Origin of the sequence: Streptoverticillium reticulum (assembly GCF_047456005.1) — a bacterium.
In the GTDB taxonomy this organism is placed as follows: Bacteria; Actinomycetota; Actinomycetes; order Streptomycetales; family Streptomycetaceae; genus Streptomyces; species Streptomyces reticulum.
The window spans coordinates 7,056,336-7,080,060 of the sequence record NZ_CP179755.1; the positions used below are offsets into that span (position 1 = coordinate 7,056,336).

The following is a 23,725-nucleotide window of genomic DNA, read 5'->3' on the forward strand; positions in this document are numbered from 1 at the left end:
AAATCCGGCCATATGCCGTGCGTCCGGATCCTCGTCTCCCGACGGGCCGAAACTCCGACAACGGCGCGCAGCTTTCAGCCATTCCGGTCGCCGAGCGGTCCTCAAGCTTCGCGTTTCGCTACAAACTGATCCCAGACGATCCGCAAAAGAAGCGCCAGAAAGGCGCAGGTCGGTACGTAATGCGGGTTATCGATGGACGGGCCTGGGCAGGTACCGCACAAAAGTGGACAGGAATGCTGGTCGTTTGTCGCCGGGCGGCGGCGTGACTCACGTCCGTGATCACACAGCGCCCGGCGTCGTTCCTGTGTCCATCGACAGCCGATGTCTCGGAGGGATCATGGAGAACCTTGTCGCCGAGGTGACCGCCGCTCCTGTCACAGGGCGCGACGAGACACAGGTGCCGTCGTACTACTCGAGGAAGACGGCGGACATCCTGCACAAGTACGGACCCGGACCACGAGTCCATTTCCATGTGGGGCTGTTCGACACCGGCGTCGCGCCCAACACCACCGTGGCCCAGAGCGTCCTGCGCCGCCGTCTCCTCGAGTCCCAGGAGGCGGCCCTCGACCACGCCGCCCTCATCTGGGGCGTGAAGGACACCCCGCCGTCGCACCTCTTCGACATCGGCTGCGGCCTCGGCGGCGGCTCCATCTACTGGGCCCAGGAGTACGGTTGCTCCGTCACGGCCATGACGGTGACGGCCAAGCACGTCCCCGTGATGGCGGACCTGGTCGAGCAGGCCGGCGTGGAGGATCTGGTGACCCCCGTCCTCGGCGACATCCACGACCTGTGCGAGGAGCGGCGCTACGACGCGGCCGTCGCCATCGAGAGCTCGGGCTACATGGACCGCGAACGGCTCTTCAGGGTGGTCGCCAAGGCCCTCAGGCCGGGCAGCTGGTTCGGCATCCAGGAGCACTTCCTGTGCCGTCCCGAGTGGACGTCCTTCATCGACGGCTACTACAAGACCAGGCTCGGCACCCTCGCCGAGTACATCGTGGCGGCCGAGGCGGCCGGCTTCCAGCTGGAGCAGGACGAGGACATCACCGACCGCGTCGCGGAGTTCTGGGTCCAGTCCATGGCCTGGACGACGGCGGAGCTGGACCGAGCGGAGCGCACCGGAGTGGCCTCGCCGATCGACGAGAAGCGGTTGGTGGAGTCGGCGCTGGCGCACGGGAAACTGTTCCGCGCGTGGCGCGATCACGCGGTGGAGACGCGGATGCTGTTGTTCCGATTGGAAGGGTGAGCGCCATGACGGAGACCTCGACGCGCACTCGCCCGTCGGCCATCGGCTGGCGGCTGCCCCCCTTCTACTGCCCGATCGAACCGGCCGTCCACCCGAGGGTCGGACAGCTCGAGCAACGGGCCATCGCCTGGCTCGACTCCATGGGCATCTTCGGGAACGCCATGGACCGGGCCTGGAGCATCGCGACCCACAGCGCCGACTTCAGCTGCCGCATCATCCCCTACGGGGACGACGAACCGCTGCTGCTGTTCATCGAGTGGAACCACTGGGCCTTCGCCCTCGACGACATCTGCCACGACACCGGTGCCGCCGATGTCAAGACCGCCGCGATCGTCGACCTCAACGCGCGGGTGTCGCGCTGCCTGGAGGCGCCGGGTTCCGGCATGCTCGGCAGCACCCCCTTCGACGCGGCGCTCGAGGACCTCGCCGCCCGCACCCGCGCCATGACCACGCCCGTACAACTCCGGCGCGTGGCCGAGGGGATGCGGGACTGGCTCTTCGGCGCCGCATGGCAGGTCAGCAATGTCGAGCGCGGTGTGATGCCGAGTCTGTCCGACTACGTCGCCATGCGGCCCTCGATCAACGGCACCCGCTTCTCCCTCTCCTGGAGCGAGATCGCCAGTGGTATCCACATCCCGGACCACGAGCTGTACTCGGCCCCGGTCCAGGCGCTCACCGAGGCGGCCGGCTTCATCGTCAGCTGCGACAACGACCTCTTCTCGTACGCGAAGGAGGACAGCCAGGAGACGACGGACCAGAACATCGTCAACGTCCTCGCCCACGAGCGGCGTTGCCCGCCGGACCGGGCTCTCGAGGAGGCCCTGGCCATAAGGGACCGCACCATGACGCTCTTCCTGGACCTGCGGGCGCAGATCGCCAGGAACGCCGGCCTTCACCTGCGGCGCTATCTGGAGGCACTGGGGCACTACATCTCCGGCTGCATCCGGTGGATGGACGCCGCTCCGCGCTATGCCAGCCCCCGGAACCGGTACGACCTTCCGGTACCGGGAGCGACCTACGGCATCACCTGGCGGGACAGTCCCCGTGACTCCGGGACCGCGCCGCTGCCCATAGCGTCGGCGGCCTGGTGGTGGGAGCAGCTCGATGCTCCTGTCACCCCCTGCGCAGCCACCGCGTGAGCGAGGCCCACCAGGACCGTCGTGTGGAGGACGACGGGGCCGGAGCCGCCGGGTCCGTGGCGGGGCCGGCGGACTCCCCGGCGTCCTGTGCCGCCGGGGCCGGAGCGGGCAGCTCGGGGAGGGGCATCGGCTGGGGCTGCTGAGGCGTGAACTCCACGGGCAGCTCGACGAGATGCCGTGACATCAGCGCCGACACCCAGGACAGCTCGTCCTCCGGCACCGCCAGCCGGATGTCGGGCAGCCGGGTCAGCAGCGCCTCGATGCCGGTGTCCGCGATGGCCCGGCCGATGTCCTGGCCCGGGCACTCGTGGGCCCCTCCGCTGAAGGCGAGGTGCGAGCGGTTGCCGTGCACGGGTGCGGTGGGGTCGGGCCGGATCGCCGTGTCCAGATTGGCGGCGGCGAGGCCCAGCACCAGGGGGTCACCGGACTTGATCTTGTGTCCGCCGAGCTCCGTGTCCTGGGTCGCCCAGCGGCCCAGGATGGTGGTGAAGGGGGGCTCGTCCCACAGGATCTGCTCGACCGCATCCGGGAGCGTCATGTGCCCGCCCGCCAGATTGGCGCGGCAGCGCGGGTCCGTCAGCACCATGCGCAGCGTGTTGGCGATGAGGTTGGCGGTGGTCTCGTACGCGGCGATGAGCACCAGGCGCAGATGCTGCTGGACCTCGTCGTCGGTGAGCTCGGCCGGGTGCTCCAGCAGCCAGCTGGTGAAGTCCGGCCCCGGGTCGGCCCGCTTGCGCGCCACCAGTTTGCGCAGGGTCTCCTGCACGTACGCGTTGCTGGCGACCGCCGTCTCCGTGCCCTTGATCATGTCGCGGGCGGCCTTGACCAGACGCGGGCCGTACTCCTCGGGCATGCCGAGGAGTTGGGTCATCACCAGCATGGGGAGGTGCTCGGCGAAGTCGTCGACCAGGTCCGCCGTGCCGGTGGTGCAGAACCGGTCGACCAGCTGTCCCGCGAACCGGGTGATGTGCCGGCGCATGCCACGGCGGTCGAATCGCCCCATGGAGTCGTTGATGGCGCCCCGCCAGCGCTCGTGCACCTGGCCGTCGGCGAAGGCGCAGATGGGCTGCCAGGTCGAGATCGGGGCCAGCGGGTGCTCGGGGGTGAGCTTCCCCTCGCGCATGTCACGCCAGTTGCGGGAGTCGCGGGAGAAGCGCGAGGGGGTGCGCATGACGTCCAGGTTCTCGCGGTAGCCGAGGACCAGCCAGGCGGGGAGATCGCCGTGCAGCAACACGGGTGCCACCGCGCCGTACCGTTCGCGCAGTTGCTCGTACAGGCCCATCGGGTCGGCCTCCGCGGCGGGCCCGTACAGCCGCACCATGCCACCCGTGCCGTAGGCGTGCGCCGGGCACTGCGGGGGAGGGGCGGTCGCGGTCTCGGTACGGGAGTGTTCGTCTGGTGGGGTCACTGTGGCTCCGGGGATCGGTTGGCGAGCGCGTACAGGTAGCGCATCAGGGTCATCAGGGCGTCGCGGCAGGAGATGCGGTCACGGGCGTCGCAGGAGAACAGTGGCACCTCGTCGGGCAGGTCCATGGCGGCCCGCAGCTCCGGCATGGGGTGGACGGGCGCGCCGGGGAAGGTGTTGACGGCGACGACGAACGGCACGCCGCGCTCCTCCAGGAGGTCGACGACCTCGTAACTGACCTCCAGGCGGCGCGTGTCGAGCAGGACCACCGCCCCCAGGGCGCCCTCGAAGAGGCCGTCCCACAGGAACCAGAAGCGCTCCTGGCCCGGGGTGCCGAACAGGTACAGCACCAGCTGCTCGTTGATGCTGATCCGCCCGAAGTCCATCGCGACGGTCGTCTCGATCTTCTGCTCGATGCCGGCGAGGTCGTCCACGCCGACACCGGCCTGGGTCATCGTCTCCTCGGTGGTCAGCGGCCTGATCTCGCTCACGGTGCCCACCAGGGTCGTCTTGCCGACCCCGAAACCACCGACGATCACCACCTTGACGGCTGCCGCGGTCGAGGCCGGGAGGATGTCCTCCCTCCTGGGCCCCGCGGGGGAATCAGAGATTCTGTAGTCCATGCATCACCGCCTCCAGGATTCGGGCGTCGGGCACCGTGGCGACCGGGACCGGCGGTCTGGCCTCCACGAGTTCGCGTGCCAGCAGGTCCTTGAGCAGAACGGTGACCGTGCTGACGGGCAGGGTGAGATAGGCGGATATCTCGGCCACGGACAAGGGGTAGTCGCACATCCGGGCAATGGCACAGTGCTCGGGCTGCAGGCCGGGGTCGCCTTCCGTTCGGGAGACGACCAGCGTGACCAGATCGATTCTGACTTCCTTGCCCGTACCGTCGCTCGTGCTGGTGAGGATGTACAGGCGGTCCGGATTGCCGGGATCCCATGCCCTTTCGGGTTTGCTCATGCCACCGGCCCGGATACCCGGGGCGGACTGGTGAGGTGTTCGCCGATGCGCGCCACGAGGTCGCGCATCTGCTGCCCCATCAGGCCGGCGTCCACGTCGTCGTCGGCCAGCACCGCCAGATAGGCGCCCGCACCGGCGGCCATCAGATAGAAGAAGCCGCCGTCGACCTCGATGACCACGAGGCGCATCTGCCCGTCGCCCTGCGGGAATTCGGCGGCCACGGCCGCCGACAGACTCTGCAGCCCTGCGCAGGCGGCGGCCAGCCGGTCCGCGGCGTCCGTGTCCGTACCGTGCTGAGCCATGCGCAGGCCGTCCGAGGACAGCACGATCACGTGGCGGGTCTGCGGAACACTGGATGCCAGATCCTTGAGCATCCAGTCCATGTTGAACCGCTGCTGCGTCACTTGGCCACTCTTTCTTGTCTGACGATTCATCACTGTTCGGTGCCCTGACCGCCCGTGGATTCCCGGCCGTTGATGGCGTCGGTGAAGGCGGACAGCCAGATGCCCGGCTGTACGGGTTCGGCCGGTGAGGGCGGCCGGCGGCTGCCCGACGCCCGGTCGGCCGCGGTCCCGCGCGCGGTCCTGGGGCTCATGCCCGGCATCCGCCGCCGGCGCTGCGGAAGTCCTCCCGGAGACTCGGAGGCCGGGCCCGGCAGTTCGAGGGCCGGCGGCGGCGGCAGCGGACGGCCGGGCTTCTTCCTGGGCTTGGGCGGCGGCAGGGTGGCGGCACGGGCGATCTCGCCGCCCGGCGTGGCACTCGCCGTGACCAGGTTCTGCGGAACGATCAGAACGGCGCGGACCCCGCCGTAGGCGGAGGAGCGCAGCGAGATCCTGAACCCGTACATCTGGGAGAGCTTGCCGACGACGGCGAGGCCCAGACGGGGGGTCTCGCCGAGGTCGTTGAGGTCGAGACCGCGGTCGGCCAGTTCGAGCACGGCCTCGGCGCGGCGGCGTGCCTCCTCGGTGAGGCCGACACCGGCGTCCTCGATCTCCACGGCCACCCCCGACTGGACCTCGACGGCGGTGAGATGGACCCGGGTCTGCGGCGGGGAGTACCGGGTGGCGTTGTCCAGCAGCTCGGCGACGGCGTGGATCAGCGGTTCCACCCCGGGGCCGGTGATGGCGACGTCAGCCACCGAGTGCAGGTCCACGCGCCGGTAGTCCATCACCCGGGACATGGCGCCCCGCAGCACGTTGTAGAGGGGAACCGGGTTCTTCCACTGGCGGCCGGGCCGGGAGCCGCCGAGGACCGCGATGCTGTCGGCGAGGCGGCCGATCAGCGCGGTCCCGTGGTCGAGGTGGAGCAGGTCGCTGAAGACCTCCGGCTCGTTGCCGTGCCGGTCCTCCATCTCCCGCAGGTCGGTGGCCTGTTGGTGCACGATGGCCTGCATACGGCGGGCGATGTTGACGAACGCGCGGTGCGCCGAGTCGCGCAGGCCCTCCTCCGCCTGCACGGCGTCGATCACGGAGCGCAGCACCGACCGGTGCGCGGCGGCGAACGCGGGGTCGAGCGGGGCCGGCTGGGAGACGGCGCCGAGGACCTCCTCGGCGCCGGCGCCGCTCTGCAGCAGCGTCACCGTGTGCGGCAGCAGCTCACGGGCCAGCCGCTGGGTCTCACGCTCCTGCTGGACGAGCCGGTGCCGGAGCACGGCCTCCTGCTCCGCGCACCGGTGGCGCAGGGAGGCGATGACCCGTCCCCGGCGCACCGCCTCGGAGGAGGTGAGCGCGACGGCCACGGTGGCCGCCGTTCCGCACCAGGCCGCCGGGACGCGGACGTCGAGAGGTGCGAACACCGCGGCGGTGGCCGTGCAGACCGCCAGCACGACAGGGGGGACCAGCCATATGAGTGCGGAGGCGGGCCGCCTGACTTGATGTGACGATCCAGTACCAACCATGCGAGAACCTCGGGCGCTTGAAAAGCAAGTCGGGGGGCGACGTGGGAATAACGGGAGCCGCCCGAGCGCGAATGAGGATGAAGGAGGTTCTCCGGTCGCGGCAGCGCAGCGGCAGACGGCAGCGTGCTGCAGTCGCCACAACCCGCTGCGCGAGATGGAGCGTAGCCGGTCGCGCGACGCTCCGACGGGAAGTTGTCATATTCGCAGAATGGGCTGACGACCGAATTCGAAAGGCATCACAATGCCCCCTGCACCGGCCGTTATCGAAAAGGCATTTGAATGATGTCGGTCTGTGCGGACGGGGGCGGCCCGCTGTCCGTGAGTGCCCGTGAGCGGCCCGCGAGTGAGCTGTCCTGCGAACCTCGCCCCAAGGCTCGCCGTCCGGGCTAGGCTCGCCTCATCAGACTCATATGGGAGGGCAGTGTCATGACCGGGCAACAGGACCAACACCGCCCGAGCCCCGCCCTGTTCGAGCGCGAGGACGAGATCGAGGCGGCTCGGCGGGCGGTCGAGGAGCTGTGCGGCGGACCCGGGCGCGAACGGCCCCGCGGAGGGCTGCTGTTCTGCAGCGGCGAGGCCGGCACCGGGAAGACCGCACTGCTGGGCGAGGTGCGGCGGATCGCCGCCGAGCTCGGCGGCTGCACCGTGCTGTCCGCCCGCGGCAGCAAGGGTGCGGAAACCGTTCCCTTCCATGTCGTCCGGCAGCTGCTGCAGCCCGCCCTGGCTCCCATGGCCCCGGCGGAGCGCGAGGAACTGCTCGGCGCCTGGCGCGACATCTCGGGACCGGCTCTGGGGATCGCGCCGCCGACCGGTTCGCAGCCCGACCCGCAGGGTGTGCGCGACGGCCTCGACTGGATGGTTGCCCAATTCGCCATGAAGCGGGGACCGTTGATCCTGGTCGTCGACGACGCGCACTGGGTGGATGCGGAATCGCTGAACTGGATCAGCTCGTTCGCCGTGCGGCTCGGAGAGCTGCCGATCCTTCTCGTCGCCGCCTACCGTCCGCGTGAGCTGCCCCCGCAGGTGCCCGCGTTCGGGGATCTGGTCGACGGCCGTGGCCATCGCCCCGTCGTCCTGCACCCGCTCACTCCGGCAGCCGTGGCCGTGCTGGTGCGCGGCGCCCTGGGCGCGGGCGCCGACGACCCCTTCTGCCGCGAGATCTGGGCCGTCACCGGCGGCAATCCGTACGAGGCCGTCGAGCTGATCGCCAAGTCCCGGGACCGCGGCCTCAAGCCCACGGAGGAGTCGGCCGCCCTGCTCCGCGAGCTCGGCGCCGCCGCCCGCGGCAGCGGCCTGGTCACCCGACTCGAACAACTGGGCACGTCCACCACCCGGTTCGCCTGGGCCGCCGCCGTGCTCGGTACGGAGATCGCGCCCCGCATGGCCGCCATGGTCGCCGGCATGAGCCCCGCGGAGGGCCTGAGCTGTGCGGACCGGCTGCGCGAGGCCCGGATCCTGGTCGGCGTCACCGAGCTCGAATTCGTCCATCCCCTGATCGCCACCGCCGTCTACCAGGCCATCCCGCCCGCCACGCGCACCGCGATGCACGGGCTGGCGGCCTGGGCGGTCACCAACGCGGGGCAGGGCGCCGCCATCGCGTCGCGGCACCTCCTGGAGGTCCACCCCGACGACGACCCGGATCTGGTGCGGCAGCTGCGCAGAGCGGCCAGGGAACACCTCGCCGTCGGCGCCCCCGAGGCCGCGACCCGATGTCTGGAACGGGCGCTGGCCGAACCGCCGCCCGACGAGGACAAGCCGAGCGTGCTGTACGAGTTGGGCTGCTCGGCCCTGCTGACCTCGCCGCCCGCCACCATCAACCACCTGCGGGCGGCACTCGACCTGCCGGGGCTGCCGGACGGCCTGCGCGTCGATGCGACGTACCGCCTGTCGCAGGCGTACGCACACAACAGCCAACTGGCCGAAGCCGCGAAGGTCGTGGCCGATCAGGCCACCAGGACACCGACAGGCCCCGACCGGATGCGGTTGCAGGCCGCCCACTTCCTCTGGAAGGGGATCCAGCTGGAGGAGGACGGGGCGCACGAGCGCTCCCGGGAGGTCGCCGAACTCGCCAACCGCCTCAGCGGGCGCGACAACTCCGAACGGGCCCTGCTGGCGCTCCACGCCTTCGACGGCATGATCCGCGGCGACGACGCCATGGAGGTCGTCGACCGTGCCGACCGCATCCTGACGGGCAACCGGCTCCCCGACGGCCTGGGGTGGACGAACACGGAGTGGGGCTTCGAGATCCCCAGCATCATCGGCATCACCTATGCCTTCACGGACCGTCTCGACCAGGCCCAGGAGCTCTTCACCGAGGCCGTGCGCGCCTTCGAGATCTCCGGATGGCGCGGCGCCCATCTGGCCTTCGCCCACGAGTACCTCGGCCTCGTCCACTTCCGCCGCGGCCGGCTGGAGCTCGCCGAGAAGTTCCTGCGCGAAGGGCTCCGCCTCGCGGACCGGCTGGGGCCGGGGCTGCCGATCCAGTGGGACGGGACCTGCATGCTCGTCGACACCCTGCTGGCCCGCGGCCGGGTCGACGAGGCCCGGGCCGTCGCGGAGAAGTACGCGTTCGGCCCGCCCTATCCTCCGGCCATGGTGATGCCCGATGCGGCGTCCGTGGCGGGGAAGCTGCTGCTCGCCGTCGGACGGACCAAGGAGGCCATCGCGGAACTGGAGTCCGCCGGGCGGCGGTTGAGCGAGCGCGGCCGTCACAACACGCTCTGGGCCCCGTGGGCGCTGGACCTGGCGGCGGCCGTCGCACCCGAGGAGCCCGAGCGCGCCCGTGCCCTCGCCGACCAGGCCGTGCAGCACGCCATGCGGTTCGGCACCGACACCGCCATCGGCGAGGCGCTGCGGCGTGCCGCCCGGGTGGCCACGCCGGAGGACGCCCTGGTCAAGCTGGACCGGTCGGTGGAGTACCTGCGGAGGTCGCCGTGCCGCTTCGAGTACGCGACCGCCTTGGTGGAGCGTGGCGCCGCGCTGCGCCGGGCAGGCCGTGTCGACGAGGCGGCGGGGCAGCTCCGGGAGGGCCTGGACCTCGCGGAGGAGTGCGGGGCGGAGGGGCTGGCGGACAGGGCCAGGGCCGAGCTGGCGCCGGTGGTCTGACGGCGTCAGCCCGCCTTCTTCCGCGCGCTGCTGCTCTTCTTCGCCGCCGTCTTCTTCGCCCCTGTCCGTCCTGTCCGTCCTGTCTGCTTCTTCGGCTCGGCCTTCGCCTTGGCCGGCTCCCGGCCTGCCGCCGCCTTCTTCGCCTTCGTGCCCGCCTTCGTCCCCGCCTTCGTGCCCGACGGCTTTCCGGCGGCGCGGTCGATGGACGCCTGGAGGGCGGACATCAGGTCGATGACGTTGTCGGGCGCCTTCGTTGCGGCCTTCCTGGCCACCGGCCGGTGGTCCAGGTGGGCGGCGATGAGGTCGTCCAGGGCGACCTGGTACTCGTCCTCCAGCGCGGTGAGGTCGAAGTCCTCCGAGAGCGTGTCCATCAGGCTCGTGGCCATCTTCAGCTCCTGCGGGCGCACGGTCACCGAGGACGGCGGGGCGAGGTCGGTGCTGTCGCGGATCTCGTCGGGCCAGTACATGGTGTGCAGGGTCAGCAGGTCCTCGTGGACGCGGAGCAGGGCCAGGGACTCCCGGGTGCGCAGGGCGATCTTGGTGACGGCGACGCGGTCGGTCTGTTTGAGGGTTTCGCGCAGCAGGACGTACGGCTTGTCCGCGGCCGTGCTGTCCGGCGCGAGGTAGTACGAGCTCGACAGCTGCAGGGGGTCGATGCGGTCGGCGTCGACGAAGGCCAGGACGTCGATGAGCTTCTTGCTCGGCAGGGGCAGGCCCGCGAGGTCGCTCTGGGTGACGACAGCGGTGTGGCCCTCGTCGTCCTCGAAGCCCTTGGCCACCTCCTCGTAGGGGACGTCCTCGCCGCAGCTGTCGCAGACGCGCTTGAGGCGGATCCGGCCGCCGTCCTCGGCGTGGACCTGGTGCAGCTTGATGCCGTGTTCCTGGGTCGCGGCATAGAGCCGTACGGGCACCGAGACCAGGCCGAAACCGATGGCGCCCTTCCACATGGTGCGCATGGATTTGTCCCTCCGCGGGGAATTCCTACCTTATGCCTGTCACTCCGGACCGGCAGGTGGTGGAGATCGACGGCCGCCGGCTGTCGCTGTCCCATCTCGACCGGGTGCTCTTCCCCGCCACGGGACACACCAAGGCGCAGGTGCTGCAGTACTACGCGCGGATCGCGCCGGTGATGGTGCCGCACCTCGACGGGCGCCCCGCCTCGTTCGTACGGGCGCCCGAGGGCCCGGAAGGGGAGAGCTGGGTCGCCAAGAACCCGCCTCCGGGTGCGCCCGGGTGGGTTCGGGTGGTGCCCGTGGAGCACCGGGAGGGGGTGACGGAGCAGGTCGTGGTCGACTCGACCGCAGCGCTGGTCGCGATGGTGAATCTGGGCGCCTACGAGGTGCACGTCCCGCAGTGGACTGCGGCCGCGGGGCCGGACCGGCACGACCGGCTCGTGCTCGACCTGGACCCGGGACCGGGCGCCGATCTCGTCGTCTGCTGCCGCATCGCCCAGCGGCTGCGCCAGCTGCTGGACGACGACGGGCTCACCGCCCACGCCGTGGTCTCCGGCTCCAAGGGCCTGCACCTCTACGCGCCCGTCCACCCCGCCTGCGGGCGGGCGGTCAGCGGCTACGCCAAGGGGCTGGCCGCCCGGATGATGGGGGAGCACCCCGGCCTGGTGGTGGTGTCCATGACGCGCGTCGAGCGCCGCGGCAAGGTGCTCATCGACTGGTCGCAGAACGCGAGCGCCAAGACCACGGCCGCCCCCTACACCCTTCGCCTTCGGGAACTTCCCGCCGTTGCCGCCCCCGTCACCTGGGACGAGGTCGCGGCCTGCCGGGATCCTGCGGAGCTGGCCTTCACCCCCGAGCAAGTCCTCGACCGAGCCGAGGAGTTCGGCGACCTGCTGGCGCCGCTGACCGCGGATGCCACGCGCGGCCACCTCCCGTGAGGGTGCGCCCCGTAGGGGCGCGGGGAACTGCGCGACCGGCCACGACGCGCCCGCAGCCGACGATCCCGGGGCTGCGCCCCGGACCCCGGGGGTGGTGCTTCGGCTGCAGGCCGGTGGGGGCTGGTCGCGCAGTTCCCCGCGCCCCTTACGGGGCCCGGGTCGCGCCCACGCGGCGGAGCCGCATATGGAAACAGTCCCGCGCCCCTTACGGGCGCGGTCACCGCGACCGCGTCCACTCCAGCAACCGCTCCTCCGGCCACGTCGTGATCACGCGGTCCGCAGGTACCCCGCACTCCTCCGCGCGGGCGCAGCCGTAAATCTGCCAGTCCAGCTGACCAGGCGCATGGGCGTCGCTGTCGATCGCGAACAGCACCCCCGCATCGAGCGCCCGGCGCAGCAACCGGCGTGGCGGGTCGAGCCGTTCGGGGCGGCTGTTGATCTCCACGGCGGTGCCGAAGCGGGCACAGGCGGCGAAGACCATCGCCGCGTCGAACTCCGATGCGGGCCGCCCCCGCCCGTCCAGCAGCCGGCCCGTGCAGTGCCCCAGCACGTCCACCAGCGGACTGGCCACCGCGGCCACCAGGCGGCGGGTCATGCCCTCCGCGTCCATCCGCAGTTTCGAGTGCACCGAGGCCACCACCACGTCCAGCCGCTCCAGCAGTTCCTCCTCCTGGTCCAGCGAGCCGTCGGCGAGGATGTCGCACTCGATGCCCGTCAGCAGCCGGAAGCCGTCGCCCATCCGCTCATTGACCTCCGCGACCGCGTCGAGCTGGGCGCGCAGCCGGTCCGGGGAGAGGCCGCGGGCGACGGTCAGCCGGGGGGAGTGGTCGGTCAGCACCGCCCACTCGTGGCCCAGGGCCCGGGCCGTGCGGGCCATCTCCTCGATGCCGCTGCCGCCGTCCGACCAGTCCGAATGCAGGTGGCAGTCACCGCGCAGCGCGGCCCGCAGCGCCTCCCCGCCCTCGGTCAGCGGCCCGCCGGACTCCTGCTCCAGGTGCGCCAGGTACTCCGGCACCCTGCCGGCCAGTGCCTCGGTGACCACGGCGGCCGTCTTGGGGCCGATGGACCGCACCGTGACGAGCGAGGCGTCGGCCGCGCGCCGGCGCACCTCCTCCTCCGGCATGGCGGCGATCACCGCGGCCGCCGTGCGGAACGCCTTGACCCGGTACGTGGGCGCCCGGTCGCGCTCCAGCAGGAACGCGATGCGTTCCAGGGCCTCCACCGGTCCGGGAGTGTCCACGGCAGCCACCTCCACACCCCACCGTGCGCCACGGAGGGTTCGCCCGCATGCGTTCGGGCCGGGCGCGGTATGGGGAGAACCGACAGACAGCCGTCGGGAGGATCCGGGATGAGCAGTGCGAACAGCCGCCGGGCAGTGGTGCTCGGCGGCGGCATGGCCGGGATGCTGGCCGCGGCGGCGCTCGCGGACCACGGCCACGACGTCGTGGTCGTCGAACGCGACCGGCTGCCGGACACCGCCCGCGCGCGCAAAGGCGTGCCGCAGGCCCGCCACGCGCACCTGATGATGTCCGGCGGGGCGCGCGTGATCGAGACCCTGCTGCCCGGCGTCTCCGAGCGGTGGCTGGCGGCGGGGGCCCGGCGGATCCCGCTGCCGACCGGGCTGGTCTCCCTCCTGGCGCAGGGCTGGATGCCGCGCTGGCCCGAGATGGAGTACCTCATCGCCTGCAGCCGCGACCTGCTCGACGCGGTCGTGCGCGAACAGATCCTGGCCCGGCCGGGGATCACGCTGCACGAGGGCGCCGAGGCCGCGGGCCTGCTCGGGACCGCGCGCAGGGTGACGGGGGTGCGTCTGCACGGCGGGGACGGCGCCGAGGAGCTCGAAGCGGACCTCGTGGTCGACACCACCGGCCGCGGTTCCCGGGCGCCGCAGTGGCTGGCGCGGCTCGGACTGCCCGTCGTCCGCGAGGAGACGGTCGACTCGGGGCTGGTCTACGCGACGCGGGTGTTCCGTGCGCCGCCCGGGGCGGAGGACGTCCCGGTGGTCAGCGTCCAGGCGGAGGCGGGCACGCCGCGCCCGGGGCGGGGCACCACCCTGCTGCCCATCGAGGGCGGGCGCTGGATCGTCACCCTCGCGGGCACCCGGGGCGGTGAACCCACCCGGGACGCGGGGGAGTTCGAGCCCTACGCGCGCACGCTGCGGCACCCGATCGTGGCCGACCTCATCGCCCGCGCCGAGCCGCTGACCGAGGTGCACCTCACCCGCTCCACCGTCAACCGGCGCCGGTACTTCGAGCGCCTCCCGGAGTGGCCTGCCGGGTTCCTCGTCATGGGCGACGCCCTGGCCGCGTACAACCCGGTCTACGGGCACGGCATGTCGGTGGCCGCGCACAGTGCGGCTGCCCTCCGGGCGGTGCTGCGGGCGGAGGGGGCGGGCGGTCCCGGGTTCGCCCGGCGGGTGCAGCGGGCGGCCGCCGCGGCGGCGGGGCCCGCGTGGGACCTGGCGGTCGGCGAGGACGTCAACTACCCCGGGGTGGTGGGTGCCCGGCCGCCTGCTGCGGCCCGGCTGCTGCGGGGGTATGTGCAGCGGACGATGCTGACGGCCACCGCCAATCCGGCTGTGACGCGGCCGCTGTTGGAGGTGATGACGTTGTCGCGGCCGCTGTCCGCGCTGTTTGCCCCGGGCGTTGCCGTGCATGTGCTGCGGGGGCCTGGGCAGCGGCCCGCGGCGGAGCCGCCGATTACTGCGGCGGAGCGGGAGCGGTGGGGGCTCGCCCCGTAAGGGGCGCGGGGGAACTGCGCGACCAGCTACGACGCTCCCGCAGTCGACGTCCCGGGGCTGCGCCCCGGACCCCTGGGGTGATGCGTCGGCTGCGGGCCGTCTGTGGCTGGTCGCGCAGTTCCCCGCGCCTCTTACGGGGCGTCCGGTCGCGCCCACGCGGCGGAGCCGCATAAGTCAACAGCCCCGCGCCCCTTACGGGGCGCCACTTACCGTCTCGCCAGTGCCACCGGTGGCAGCCACTCCCGTTCCAGCGACCGGTGCCACCACGCCCCCGTCTCGCGGCGCTCCTGCCACGTCGTGAAGCGGTACAGGTACAGCCGCGCGCGGACGTGCGTGGGCGGGGCGTCGGGGAACGGGTTGTGGCGCAACAGCCGCAGCGTTGCCGGGTCGTTGGTGAGCAGCCGTTCCACGAACGGGCCGAACCAGTCCTCCGCGTACCCGGGCGAGATCCCGGCGAACCACATCAGCCAGTCCAGGCGGAGGTGCCACGGCGCGAACTGCCGTGGTGCGCGCCGTGGATCGCCGGGCTTGCCCTTGAAGCCGTACTCCTTCCACACCGTTTCGCGCGTGATGTGCTCCTCGTCCGTGCCCTCGACGACGACCTCGTGGCGGCGGCGGTTGATGCTGCCGAAGGCGCCGTAGGTGTTGACGAGGTGGTAGGGGTTGAAGGACATGTTCATCCGCTGGTTGCGGGAGAGCAGGTTGCGCACCGGCCACCAGCTCAGGACGAGCACGAACGCGGTGACGGCGAGGACGAGGACCTCGTACCAGACGGGCGCACCGGGCCCGGGCGCGTGGCGCGGCAGCGAGAACAGCTCCGCGGCGGCGTTGCCGTCGACGGCGGACAGGGCGATGACGATCGTGATCCAGTTCAGCCAGGCGAAGTTGCCCGAGGCGACGAGCCAGAGCTGGGTGACGATGATCAGTCCCGCCGCCACGCTCGCCGCGGGCTGCGGCAGGAACAGCCCGAAGGGCACCACCAGCTGGGCCACGTGGTTGGCCCCGGTCTCCACGCGGTGCAGCGGCCGCGGCAGCCGGTGGAAGAACCAGCTCAGCGGCCCCGGCATGGGCTGGGTCTCGTGGTGGTAGTAGAGGCAGGTCAGATCGCGCCAGCACGGGTCGCCGCGCCATTTGATCAGTCCTGCCCCGAACTCGACGCGGAAGAGCAGCCAGCGCAGCAGCCAGAGCACCGGCACCGGCGGGTCCGTACGGGCGTTCCCCAGGAAGACGGCCAGGAAGCCCGCCTCCAGCAGCAGGGACTCCCAGCCGAAGGAGTACCAGGTCTGCCCCACGTTGACGATCGACAGGTACAGCACCCACAGCACCGCCCACATCGCCATCGCCGCCCCCAGCGGCACCGCGTCGGCGGCGCCGGCGACGATCGCGGCCGAGAGCAGGGCGCCGGTCCAGGCCCACGCGGCGAAGAAGCGGTCCGAGTAGTGGAGGTGGAAGACGCTGGGCGCCCGGCGCAGCGGCACGTAGCGCACGAACCGCGGCACCGGCAGCATGCCCCGTTCCCCGATGAGTGCGCGGAACTGTGCGGCCGCCGACAGGAAGGCCACCAGGTAGACGACGGCGAGCATGCGCTGGAGCACCAGCCGGCTGAGCCAGTATCCGGATGCCGTGAACCACTCCATCCCCGCGCTCCTCGGATCTCCCGGCGGCCCTGGATTCCACGGTGCCCCCTCCCTGGCATCCGTACCACTCCATGTCACTCCGGACCGTGTCGTCACCCTGCGCAGCCGCATCGAAGAAACGGGCAAATGATGGCAGAGTGGCTCTATGGTTGATCGGGGAGCGGCTGACCGGGACACGACACCGGCCGCCGCACCGATGCCGGACGCCGCAGCGAAGCCGGACGCGTCCATGCCGGACGACTGGCCCGCGGGCCCGGAGCTGAGCCTCGCCCTCAACCGCATGGGCAGCTTCGACTGGGACCTCGACAGCGGCCGGCTGCACCTGGACCCCGGGGCGCTCGCCGTCTTCCGGATGCGCGCGGAGGAGTTCGACGGGGACCCCACCACGCTCCTCGGACGGGTCCCGCGCGCCGAGAGCGCCCGCCTCGACACCCTGATCTCCACGGCCCTCAAGGACGGCAGCGACTCCTACGGCGCCTACTTCCGCGTCCGCACCGACGACGGCTCCCTGTGCTGGACGCACACCCAGGGCTTCATCCGGCGCGACGAGCAGGGCCGCCCCAGCCGCGTCATCGGCATCGTCCGCGACGCCACCGAGGAACTCGGCCACTCCGCCCGGCCGTCCGGGCCCGAGGAGGTCCACCGCCACCAGACCAGCGTCGTCGAACGGACCACCGCCGCCCTCGCGCACGCCAGGACGGTCCAGGACGTCATCGACTTCTTCAAGGACCCCCGGTCCGTGGAGCACCTGGGCTCAGACCTGCTCGTCCTCGGCCTCGTCGAGGCCGGGCGCATCCACCTGGTCGCCGAGGGCCCCTCGGAGCACTACATCCCCGGCACCCTCTACACCCGCATCGACGACAACCTCCCCATGAGCGAGGTCATCCGCACCATGACCCCGCGCTTCATCGAGTCCCGCGAGGAGTGGGCCGCCTGCTACTCCTGGCTGTGGGACAACATCAAGGGCATCGGCATCTGCTCCGCCGCCTACCTGCCGCTCATCGCCCAGGGCCGTCCCATCGGCGCCCTCGGCATCCTCTACCGGGACACCCGCGGCTTCACCCAGCAGGAGCGCAACCTGCTCATCGCGCTGAGCAGCAGCCTCGCCCAGGCCATCGCCCGGGCCATGCTCTTCGACCAGGAGCACGACCTCGCCGAGGGCCTGCAGCAGGCCATGCTGCCGCGCCGCATCCCCGACATCCCCGGTGCGCAGATCGCCGTGCGCTACCGCTCCGCCCGGATGGGCCGCGACGTCGGCGGCGACTGGTACGACGTGGTCCCGCTGCCGGGCGGCCGGGTCGGGGCCGTCATCGGCGACGTCCAGGGCCACGACACCCAGGCCGCCGCCGTGATGGGCCAGTTGCGCATCGTCCTGCGGGCCTACGCCACCGAGGGGCACGCCCCGGGCACCGTGATGGCCCGTGCCTCCAGCTTCCTGCACGAACTGGACACCGACCGCTTCGCCACCTGCTCCTACGCCGAGGCCGACCTCTCCACCGGCGTCGTCCAGTTCGTCCGCGCCGGGCACATCGACCCGCTGCTGCGGCACGCCGACGGCACCTGCCGGCGGCTGCCCGTCGCCGGCGGGCTGCCGCTGGGCCTCTCGGCCGAGTTCGGGCCGCTCGACTACCCCGTGACGACCATGGAGCTGGACCCGGGGGAGACCCTGCTGATGTTCACCGACGGCCTGGTCGAGGAACCCGGCGCCGACCTCGACGAGGGCATGCAGAAACTCGTGGCCGCCGTCCGCGACGGGCCCTACGAGCTGCAGAGCCTGGCCGACCGGCTGTGCGAGACCAGCGGCGAGCGCATCGGCGAGGACGACATGGCCGTGCTGCTGCTGCGCCGCCACGGCGCGCCCGTCCGCGGCGGAGGCCGGCTCCAGCAGCACATCGCCCCCGCCGACCCCGAGGCCCTCTCCGCCGCCCGTCACATGATCCGCGCCGCCGTGCGGGCCTGGGGCGCCCGGGAGCGCTCGGACGAAATCGAGCTCGTCGCCGACGAGTTGGCCACCAACGCCCTGCTGCACACCGAGGGCGCCGCCGTGGTGACGATCCGCATGCTCACCGGCCCCGAACGCCGGATCCGCGTCGAGGTCGAGGACAAGTCCAGCGTCCTGCCGCGGCGCAGGGAGCCCGGCGAGTCCGGGGTCTCGGGCCGCGGGCTGCTGCTGGTCGACCGGCTCGCCGACGTGTGGGGCGTGGAGCCGCGTGGCACGGGCAAGTCGGTGTGGTGCGAGTTTGTCGTCCCGGGACGACATTAGGGCGGTGCCAGGGCGCCCCGTCAGGGGCGCGGGGAACTGCGCGACCGGCCACGGACGGCCTGCAGCCGACGCGCTACCCCAGGGGTCCGGGGCGCAGCCCCGGGTACTTCGGCTGCGGGCGCGTCGTGGCTGGTCGCGCCCACGCGGCGGAGCCGCATATGTCAACAGCCCCGCGCCCCTGACGGGGCACGATCCTCAGCGCACCAGCCACCAACAGCCCGCACCCGACAGCCCGCATCCGGATACACCGGGAAGAGGCCAAGGTCACAGCGGTTGCCCCTGCTGCGAGCCCTGATGGCTCGCCTAGCCTTCGTGCCATGACGGTCCTGCCTGATGATGGCTTCTCCCTGGCCGCCGAGTTCCCGGACGCGACCCGCGGACAGTGGCAGCGCCTCGTCGAAGGCGTGCTGAGCAAAGCGGGCACCGGCGCGACGGGTCCCGCGGCCGAGGACGCACTGGCCACCGCGCTCCAGGACGGGCTCACCACCCGCCCGCTCTACACCGCCGAGAACGCCACGGGCGCGGCCGGCCACCCGGGCTTCCCGCCCTTCGTGCGCGGCGGCAGGGCGGGGGCAACGGCCGTCTCCGGCTGGGACGTACGCCAGCGGCACCGCGAGCCCGACCCCCGCAAGGCCAACGAGGCCGTCCTGGCCGACCTGGAGAACGGGGCCACCTCCCTCTGGCTGACCGTCGGGCCCGCGGGACTTCCCGTCTCCGGGCTGGCCACCGCCCTGGAGGGCGTCTACCTCGACCTGGCCGCCGTCGTCCTCGACGCCGGCGCGGAGACCGGGCCCGCGGCCGAAGCCCTGCTGCAGCTCTGCGACGCACGCGACGTCCCCCGCACCGCCCTCACCGGCAACCTGGGCGCCGACCCGCTGGGCACCCTGGCCCGTACCGGTCAGGACGCGGACCTGGCCCAGCAGATGGCCGAGGCCGCCGCACTGGCCGCCCGCTGCACCCGTGAACTCCCGGGCCTGCGCGCCCTGACCGTCGACGCCCTGCCCTACCACGACGCCGGCGGCTCGGCCGCCGAGGAGCTCGGCTGCTCCCTCGCCACCGGCGTCGCCTACCTGCGTGCGCTCACCGACGCCGGGCTGACCGTCGACGAGGCCTGCGGCCAGCTGGAGTTCCGCTACGCGGCCACCGCCGACCAGTTCCTCACCATCGCGACGTTCCGCGCCGCACGCCGGCTGTGGGCCCGGGTGGCCGAGGCCGGCGGAGCCGCCGCGGCGTCCGGCGCCCAGCGTCAACACGCCGTCACCTCCGCCGTGATGATGACCCGTCGGGACCCGTGGGTGAACATGCTGCGCACCACGGTCGCCTGCCTCGGCGCGGGCGTCGGCGGCGCGGACGCCGTCACCGTGCTGCCCTTCGACGAGGCCCTCGGGCTGCCGGACGCCTTCGCCCGCCGCATCGCCCGCAACACCTCCGCCGTCCTGCTGGAGGAGTCCCACCTGGCCCGCGTCATCGACCCGGCGGGCGGCTCCTGGTACGTCGAGAGCCTGACCGACCAACTGGCGCACGCGGCCTGGGCCTGGTTCCAGGAGATCGAGCGCGCCGGGGGACTGGAGGCCGCCCTGCGCTCGGGCCTGGTGGCCGACCGGCTCGCCGCCACCTGGCGCAGCCGCTCCGCCCGCCTCGCCACCCGCCGCGAACCCGTCACCGGCGTCAGCGAGTTCCCGAACCTCGGCGAGCAGCCGGTGCACCGCGAACCCGCCCCCGCCACGGCCTCCGGCGGGCTGCCGAGGGTGCGCCGCGACGAGGCCTACGAGGCCCTGCGGGCCCGCTCCGACGCCCACAGGGACACCACCGGCGCCCGGCCCCGCGTCTTCCTCGCCGCCCTCGGCCCGGCCGCCGCGCACACCGCGCGGGCCACCTTCGCCGCCAACCTCTTCCAGGCCGGCGGCATCGAACCCGTCCACGAGCCGGCCACCGTCGACGCCGCGACCGTCGCCGAGGCCTTCGCCCGCAGCGGTGCGGACATCGCCTGCCTGTGTTCGAGCGACAAGCTCTACGCCGAGCAGGCCGAGGACGTCGCCGCGGCGCTGAAGTCCGCAGGCGCCGTGCGGGTGTTCCTCGCGGGACGGCCGGGCACGGAACAGCGGGAAGCATATGTACGAGCCGGAGTCGACGAGTTCGTCTTCGCGGGCGGCGACGCGGTCGCCGTGCTCTCCTCCGTCCTCGACCGCATGGGAGTGGCGTGATGCGGATTCCTGACTTCTCCGGCATCGACCTCGGCCCGGCCGGCGCCTCCGCGGACCACGCCGCCTGGCGCTCCGCCCTGAAGGAGGACACCGGCCACAGCGCCGAGGACCTGGTCTGGGAGACCCCCGAGGGCATCGGCGTCAAGCCCCTCTACACCGCCGAGGACCTGCACGGGCTGGACTTCCTCGGCACCTACCCGGGCATCGCGCCCTACCTGCGCGGCCCGTACCCGACGATGTACGTCAACCAGCCCTGGACGATCCGCCAGTACGCCGGATTCTCCACCGCCGAGGAGTCCAACGCCTTCTACCGGCGCAACCTGGCGGCCGGCCAGAAGGGCCTGTCCGTCGCCTTCGACCTGCCGACCCACCGCGGCTACGACAGCGACCACCCGCGCGTCACCGGCGACGTCGGCATGGCGGGTGTCGCCATCGACTCGATCTACGACATGCGGCAGCTCTTCGACGGCATCCCGCTGGACCGCATGAGCGTGTCGATGACGATGAACGGCGCCGTGCTGCCGGTGCTCGCCCTCTACATCGTCGCCGCCGAGGAACAGGGCGTACCGCCCGAGAAGCTGGCCGGGACCATCCAGAACGACATCCTCAAGGAGTTCATGGTCCGCAACACCTACATCTATCCGCCCCGGCCCTCGATGCGGATCATCTCCGACATCTTCGCGTACACCTCGCAGAAGATGCCGCGCTACAACTCCATCTCCATCTCCGGCTACCACATCCAGGAGGCCGGGGCCACGGCCGACCTGGAGCTGGCCTACACCCTCGCCGACGGCGTCGAGTACCTGCGGGCCGGGCTCGGCGCGGGGCTCGACGTGGACGCCTTCGCGCCCCGCCTGTCGTTCTTCTGGGCCATCGGCATGAACTTCTTCATGGAGATCGCCAAACTGCGCGCCGCCCGGCTGCTGTGGGCCCGCCTGGTCAAGCAGTTCGACCCGAAGAACGCCAAGTCGCTTTCCCTGCGCACCCATTCGCAGACCTCCGGCTGGTCGCTGACCGCCCAGGACGTCTTCAACAACGTCGCCCGCACCTGCGTGGAGGCCATGGCCGCGACCCAGGGCCACACCCAGTCGCTGCACACCAACGCCCTCGACGAGGCGCTCGCCCTGCCCACCGACTTCTCCGCCCGCATCGCCCGCAACACCCAGCTGCTGCTCCAGCAGGAGTCCGGGACCTGCCGCGTCATCGACCCGTGGGGCGGCAGCGCCTACGTCGAGCGGCTCACCCACGACCTCGCCCGCCGCGCCTGGCAGCACATCGAGGAGGTCGAGGCGGCCGGCGGCATGGCCCGGGCCATCGACGCGGGTATCCCCAAGCTGCGCGTCGAGGAGGCCGCGGCCCGCACCCAGGCCCGCATCGACTCCGGCCGGCAGCCCGTCATCGGCGTCAACAAGTACCGTGTCGACAGCGACGAGCAGATCGAGGTGCTCAAGGTCGACAACTCCTCCGTGCGCGCCCAGCAGATCGACAAGCTGCGGCGGCTGCGCGCCGAGCGCGACGAGGCGGCCTGCCAGGATGCTCTCAACGCCCTGACCCGCGCCGCCGGTTCGGACCCCGGACAGGGGCTCGACGGCAACCTGCTCGCCCTCGCCGTGAACGCGGCCCGCGCCAAGGCCACCGTGGGCGAGATCTCGGACGCCCTGGAGAAGGTGTACGGGCGGCACGCCGGGCAGATCCGTACGATCTCCGGTGTGTACCGCGAGGAAGCCGGAGCGTCGACCGGAGTGGAGCGCACCCGCGCACTGGTGGAGGCCTTCGAGCAGGAGGAGGGCCGCCGCCCCCGCATCCTGGTCGCCAAGATGGGCCAGGACGGCCACGACCGCGGCCAGAAGGTCATCGCCACCGCCTTCGCCGACCTCGGCTTCGACGTCGACGTCGGCCCGCTCTTCCAGACCCCGGCCGAGGTCGCCCGGCAGGCGGTGGAGGCCGACGTGCACATCGTCGGCGTCTCCTCGCTGGCGGCCGGCCACCTCACGCTCGTCCCGGCGCTGCGTGAGCAACTGGCCGAGCAGGGACGGGAGGACATCATGATCGTCGTCGGCGGGGTGATCCCGCCGCAGGACGTCCCCACGCTCCTGGAGATGGGCGCCGCCGCGGTCTTCCCGCCCGGCACGGTCGTGCCGGACGCCGCCCACGACCTGCTGAAGACCCTCGCCGGGGTCCTCGGCCACGAGCTGTGAGCGCCGATGGCGCGCACGATTGACATCGACGCGTACGTCAAGGGCGTGCTCGACGGCAAGCGGGCCGCCGTCGCGCGGGCCATCACGCTCGTCGAGTCGACGCGGGCCGACCACCGCACGGCCGCCCAGCGGATGCTGACCGAGCTGCTGCCGCACACCGGTGCGGCGCGCCGGATCGGCATCACGGGCGTGCCGGGCGTGGGCAAGTCGACGTTCATCGACGCCTTCGGAACGATGCTCACCGGGTTCGGCCACCGGGTCGCCGTGCTGGCCGTCGACCCGTCCTCCGGCCGGACCGGCGGCAGCATCCTGGGCGACAAGACCCGCATGGAGCGGCTCGCCGTCGACCCCGCGGCCTTCGTCCGGCCCTCGCCCAGCGCGGGCACCCTGGGCGGGGTCGCGCGGGCCACCCGCGAGGCCATGGTGGTGATGGAGGCGGCCGGTCACGACGTGGTGCTCGTGGAGACCGTGGGCGTCGGCCAGTCGGAGACCGCCGTGGCCGGCATGGTCGACACCTTCCTGATGCTCACCCTCGCCCGCACCGGCGACCAGCTCCAGGGCATCAAGAAGGGCGTGCTCGAACTGGCCGACGTCGTCGCCGTCAACAAGGCGGACGGTCCCCACGAGCGCGACGCCAGGTCCGCTGCGCGTGAGCTGGCCGGGGCACTGCGGTTGTTGCAGGTGCCGGACGCTTCCTGGAATCCACCCGTGCTGACGTGCAGCGCGCGCGAGGGCACAGGGCTCGACACCGTCTGGGAACGGATCGAGCAGCACCGCCGGGTGCTGTCGGCGACCGGCGAGCTGGACGGGCGGCGGCGCGCGCAGCAGGTCGAGTGGACCTGGTCCATGGTCCGCGACCAGCTGCTGTCCGAGCTGCACGGCCACCCCGAGGTGTGTCGCCTGCGGCTGGGCCTCGAACAGCAGGTGCGGGACGGTGCGTTGCCGGCCAGTGTGGCCGCGGAGCGGTTGCTGCGAGCTTTCCGCGGCGCCCCGTAAGGGGGCGCGGGGGCTTCGCCCCCGACCCCCGGGTGGTGCGTCGG

General features: G+C 72.2%; 17 protein-coding genes. 9 read left to right on the forward strand and 8 right to left on the reverse strand.

Annotated elements, in window-relative coordinates:
* Positions 1-337 precede the first annotated feature (337 nt).
* Together ACMATS_RS32260 and ACMATS_RS32265 are read left to right on the forward strand one after the other, a co-directional pair.
* A complete protein-coding gene (locus ACMATS_RS32260) occupies positions 338-1,243 on the forward strand; it encodes an SAM-dependent methyltransferase (RefSeq protein WP_390776102.1) in 906 nt (301 codons plus the stop codon).
* Positions 1,244-1,248: 5 nt separating this feature from the next.
* Positions 1,249-2,382: a terpene synthase family protein gene (locus ACMATS_RS32265; RefSeq protein WP_414169880.1), complete on the forward strand. Its 1,134-nt coding sequence runs from the start codon at positions 1,249-1,251 to the stop codon at positions 2,380-2,382.
* Here the strand turns inward: ACMATS_RS32265 and ACMATS_RS32270 are convergent.
* The 5 genes from ACMATS_RS32270 to ACMATS_RS32290 are packed head-to-tail and all read right to left on the reverse strand — an operon-like array spanning position 2,357 to position 6,647.
* Positions 2,357-3,790, reverse strand: coding sequence for a cytochrome P450 (locus tag ACMATS_RS32270; protein ID WP_390776100.1), 1,434 nt, complete (start codon positions 3,788-3,790; stop codon positions 2,357-2,359). The genes ACMATS_RS32265 and ACMATS_RS32270 overlap by 26 nt on opposite strands.
* Positions 3,787-4,410 (reverse strand): GTP-binding protein, encoded by a 624-nt coding sequence (locus ACMATS_RS32275; protein WP_390776099.1) that lies wholly within the window; start codon positions 4,408-4,410, stop codon positions 3,787-3,789. The genes ACMATS_RS32270 and ACMATS_RS32275 overlap by 4 nt, the downstream gene beginning before the upstream one ends.
* Positions 4,391-4,750, reverse strand: a complete 360-nt coding sequence (locus ACMATS_RS32280; protein WP_414169881.1) for a DUF742 domain-containing protein — start codon at positions 4,748-4,750, stop codon at positions 4,391-4,393. Before ACMATS_RS32280 ends, ACMATS_RS32275 begins: the two co-directional genes overlap by 20 nt.
* Complete coding sequence (locus ACMATS_RS32285) at positions 4,747-5,154, reverse strand: roadblock/LC7 domain-containing protein (protein ID WP_336417327.1); 408 nt, start codon at positions 5,152-5,154, stop codon at positions 4,747-4,749. Before ACMATS_RS32285 ends, ACMATS_RS32280 begins: the two co-directional genes overlap by 4 nt.
* Before the next feature lie 29 nt (positions 5,155-5,183).
* Positions 5,184-6,647, reverse strand: a complete 1,464-nt coding sequence (locus ACMATS_RS32290) for a sensor histidine kinase (RefSeq protein WP_414169882.1) — start codon at positions 6,645-6,647, stop codon at positions 5,184-5,186.
* 426 nt (positions 6,648-7,073) lie between these two features.
* Here ACMATS_RS32290 and ACMATS_RS32295 point away from each other — a divergent pair, with 426 nt between their 5' ends.
* Positions 7,074-9,752 (forward strand): ATP-binding protein, encoded by a 2,679-nt coding sequence (locus ACMATS_RS32295; protein WP_414169883.1) that lies wholly within the window; start codon positions 7,074-7,076, stop codon positions 9,750-9,752.
* A 5-nt stretch (positions 9,753-9,757) separates the two neighbouring features.
* Here ACMATS_RS32295 and ACMATS_RS32300 read toward each other — a convergent pair whose 3' ends face one another.
* On the reverse strand, positions 9,758-10,708 hold the full coding sequence (locus tag ACMATS_RS32300; protein ID WP_414169884.1) for a Ku protein: 951 nt from the start codon (positions 10,706-10,708) through the stop codon (positions 9,758-9,760).
* Positions 10,709-10,740: 32 nt separating this feature from the next.
* Between ACMATS_RS32300 and ligD the strand changes: the two genes are divergently transcribed.
* On the forward strand, positions 10,741-11,643 hold the full coding sequence (gene ligD, locus ACMATS_RS32305) for a non-homologous end-joining DNA ligase (RefSeq protein WP_414169886.1): 903 nt from the start codon (positions 10,741-10,743) through the stop codon (positions 11,641-11,643).
* Positions 11,644-11,860: 217 nt separating this feature from the next.
* Here the strand turns inward: ligD and ACMATS_RS32310 are convergent, their stop codons facing one another.
* On the reverse strand, positions 11,861-12,883 hold the full coding sequence (locus ACMATS_RS32310) for a PHP domain-containing protein (RefSeq protein ID WP_414169887.1): 1,023 nt from the start codon (positions 12,881-12,883) through the stop codon (positions 11,861-11,863).
* 108 nt (positions 12,884-12,991) lie between these two features.
* Here ACMATS_RS32310 and ACMATS_RS32315 point away from each other — a divergent pair, with 108 nt between their 5' ends.
* A complete protein-coding gene (locus ACMATS_RS32315) occupies positions 12,992-14,383 on the forward strand; it encodes an FAD-dependent monooxygenase (protein WP_414169888.1) in 1,392 nt (463 codons plus the stop codon).
* A 206-nt stretch (positions 14,384-14,589) separates the two neighbouring features.
* Here the strand turns inward: ACMATS_RS32315 and ACMATS_RS32320 are convergent, their stop codons facing one another.
* Positions 14,590-16,020, reverse strand: a complete 1,431-nt coding sequence (locus ACMATS_RS32320; protein ID WP_414169889.1) for a lipase maturation factor family protein — start codon at positions 16,018-16,020, stop codon at positions 14,590-14,592.
* Positions 16,021-16,216: 196 nt separating this feature from the next.
* On the opposite strand from ACMATS_RS32320, the gene ACMATS_RS32325 reads away from it, so the two are divergent.
* The 4 genes from ACMATS_RS32325 (at position 16,217) to meaB (ending at position 23,681) form a co-directional block, all read left to right on the forward strand.
* Positions 16,217-18,283 carry a SpoIIE family protein phosphatase gene (locus ACMATS_RS32325; protein ID WP_414170835.1) on the forward strand — a complete coding sequence of 689 codons (2,067 nt, stop codon included), beginning with the start codon at positions 16,217-16,219 and terminating at the stop codon, positions 18,281-18,283.
* Between the two features lie 317 nt (positions 18,284-18,600).
* Complete coding sequence (gene mutA, locus ACMATS_RS32330; RefSeq protein WP_414169890.1) at positions 18,601-20,487, forward strand: methylmalonyl-CoA mutase small subunit; 1,887 nt, start codon at positions 18,601-18,603, stop codon at positions 20,485-20,487.
* Positions 20,487-22,685: a methylmalonyl-CoA mutase gene (scpA, locus tag ACMATS_RS32335; RefSeq protein WP_391156198.1), complete on the forward strand. Its 2,199-nt coding sequence runs from the start codon at positions 20,487-20,489 to the stop codon at positions 22,683-22,685. Before mutA ends, scpA begins: the two co-directional genes overlap by 1 nt.
* A gap of 6 nt (positions 22,686-22,691) precedes the next feature.
* Entirely contained in the window at positions 22,692-23,681 is a 990-nt protein-coding gene (meaB, locus tag ACMATS_RS32340) for a methylmalonyl Co-A mutase-associated GTPase MeaB (RefSeq protein WP_391156195.1), read from the forward strand.
* Positions 23,682-23,725 lie beyond the last annotated feature (44 nt).

What these genes read in the sequence shown, in the direction of transcription:
- ACMATS_RS32265 (WP_414169880.1), top strand. Translation starts at nt 1,249, where the DNA reads ATGACGGAGACCTCGACGCGCACTCGCCCGTCGGCCATCGGCTGGCGG.
- ACMATS_RS32325 (WP_414170835.1), top strand. Translation starts at nt 16,217, where the DNA reads ATGCCGGACGCCGCAGCGAAGCCGGACGCGTCCATGCCGGACGACTGG.
- ACMATS_RS32320 (WP_414169889.1), bottom strand. Translation starts at nt 16,020, where the DNA reads ATGGAGTGGTTCACGGCATCCGGATACTGGCTCAGCCGGCTGGTGCTC.
- ACMATS_RS32280 (WP_414169881.1), bottom strand. Translation starts at nt 4,750, where the DNA reads ATGAGCAAACCCGAAAGGGCATGGGATCCCGGCAATCCGGACCGCCTG.
- scpA (WP_391156198.1), top strand. Translation starts at nt 20,487, where the DNA reads ATGCGGATTCCTGACTTCTCCGGCATCGACCTCGGCCCGGCCGGCGCC.
- ACMATS_RS32295 (WP_414169883.1), top strand. Translation starts at nt 7,074, where the DNA reads ATGACCGGGCAACAGGACCAACACCGCCCGAGCCCCGCCCTGTTCGAG.
- ACMATS_RS32275 (WP_390776099.1), bottom strand. Translation starts at nt 4,410, where the DNA reads ATGGACTACAGAATCTCTGATTCCCCCGCGGGGCCCAGGAGGGAGGAC.
- ACMATS_RS32315 (WP_414169888.1), top strand. Translation starts at nt 12,992, where the DNA reads ATGAGCAGTGCGAACAGCCGCCGGGCAGTGGTGCTCGGCGGCGGCATG.
- mutA (WP_414169890.1), top strand. Translation starts at nt 18,601, where the DNA reads ATGACGGTCCTGCCTGATGATGGCTTCTCCCTGGCCGCCGAGTTCCCG.
- ACMATS_RS32290 (WP_414169882.1), bottom strand. Translation starts at nt 6,647, where the DNA reads ATGGTTGGTACTGGATCGTCACATCAAGTCAGGCGGCCCGCCTCCGCA.
- ligD (WP_414169886.1), top strand. Translation starts at nt 10,741, where the DNA reads ATGCCTGTCACTCCGGACCGGCAGGTGGTGGAGATCGACGGCCGCCGG.
- ACMATS_RS32260 (WP_390776102.1), top strand. Translation starts at nt 338, where the DNA reads ATGGAGAACCTTGTCGCCGAGGTGACCGCCGCTCCTGTCACAGGGCGC.
- meaB (WP_391156195.1), top strand. Translation starts at nt 22,692, where the DNA reads ATGGCGCGCACGATTGACATCGACGCGTACGTCAAGGGCGTGCTCGAC.
- ACMATS_RS32300 (WP_414169884.1), bottom strand. Translation starts at nt 10,708, where the DNA reads ATGCGCACCATGTGGAAGGGCGCCATCGGTTTCGGCCTGGTCTCGGTG.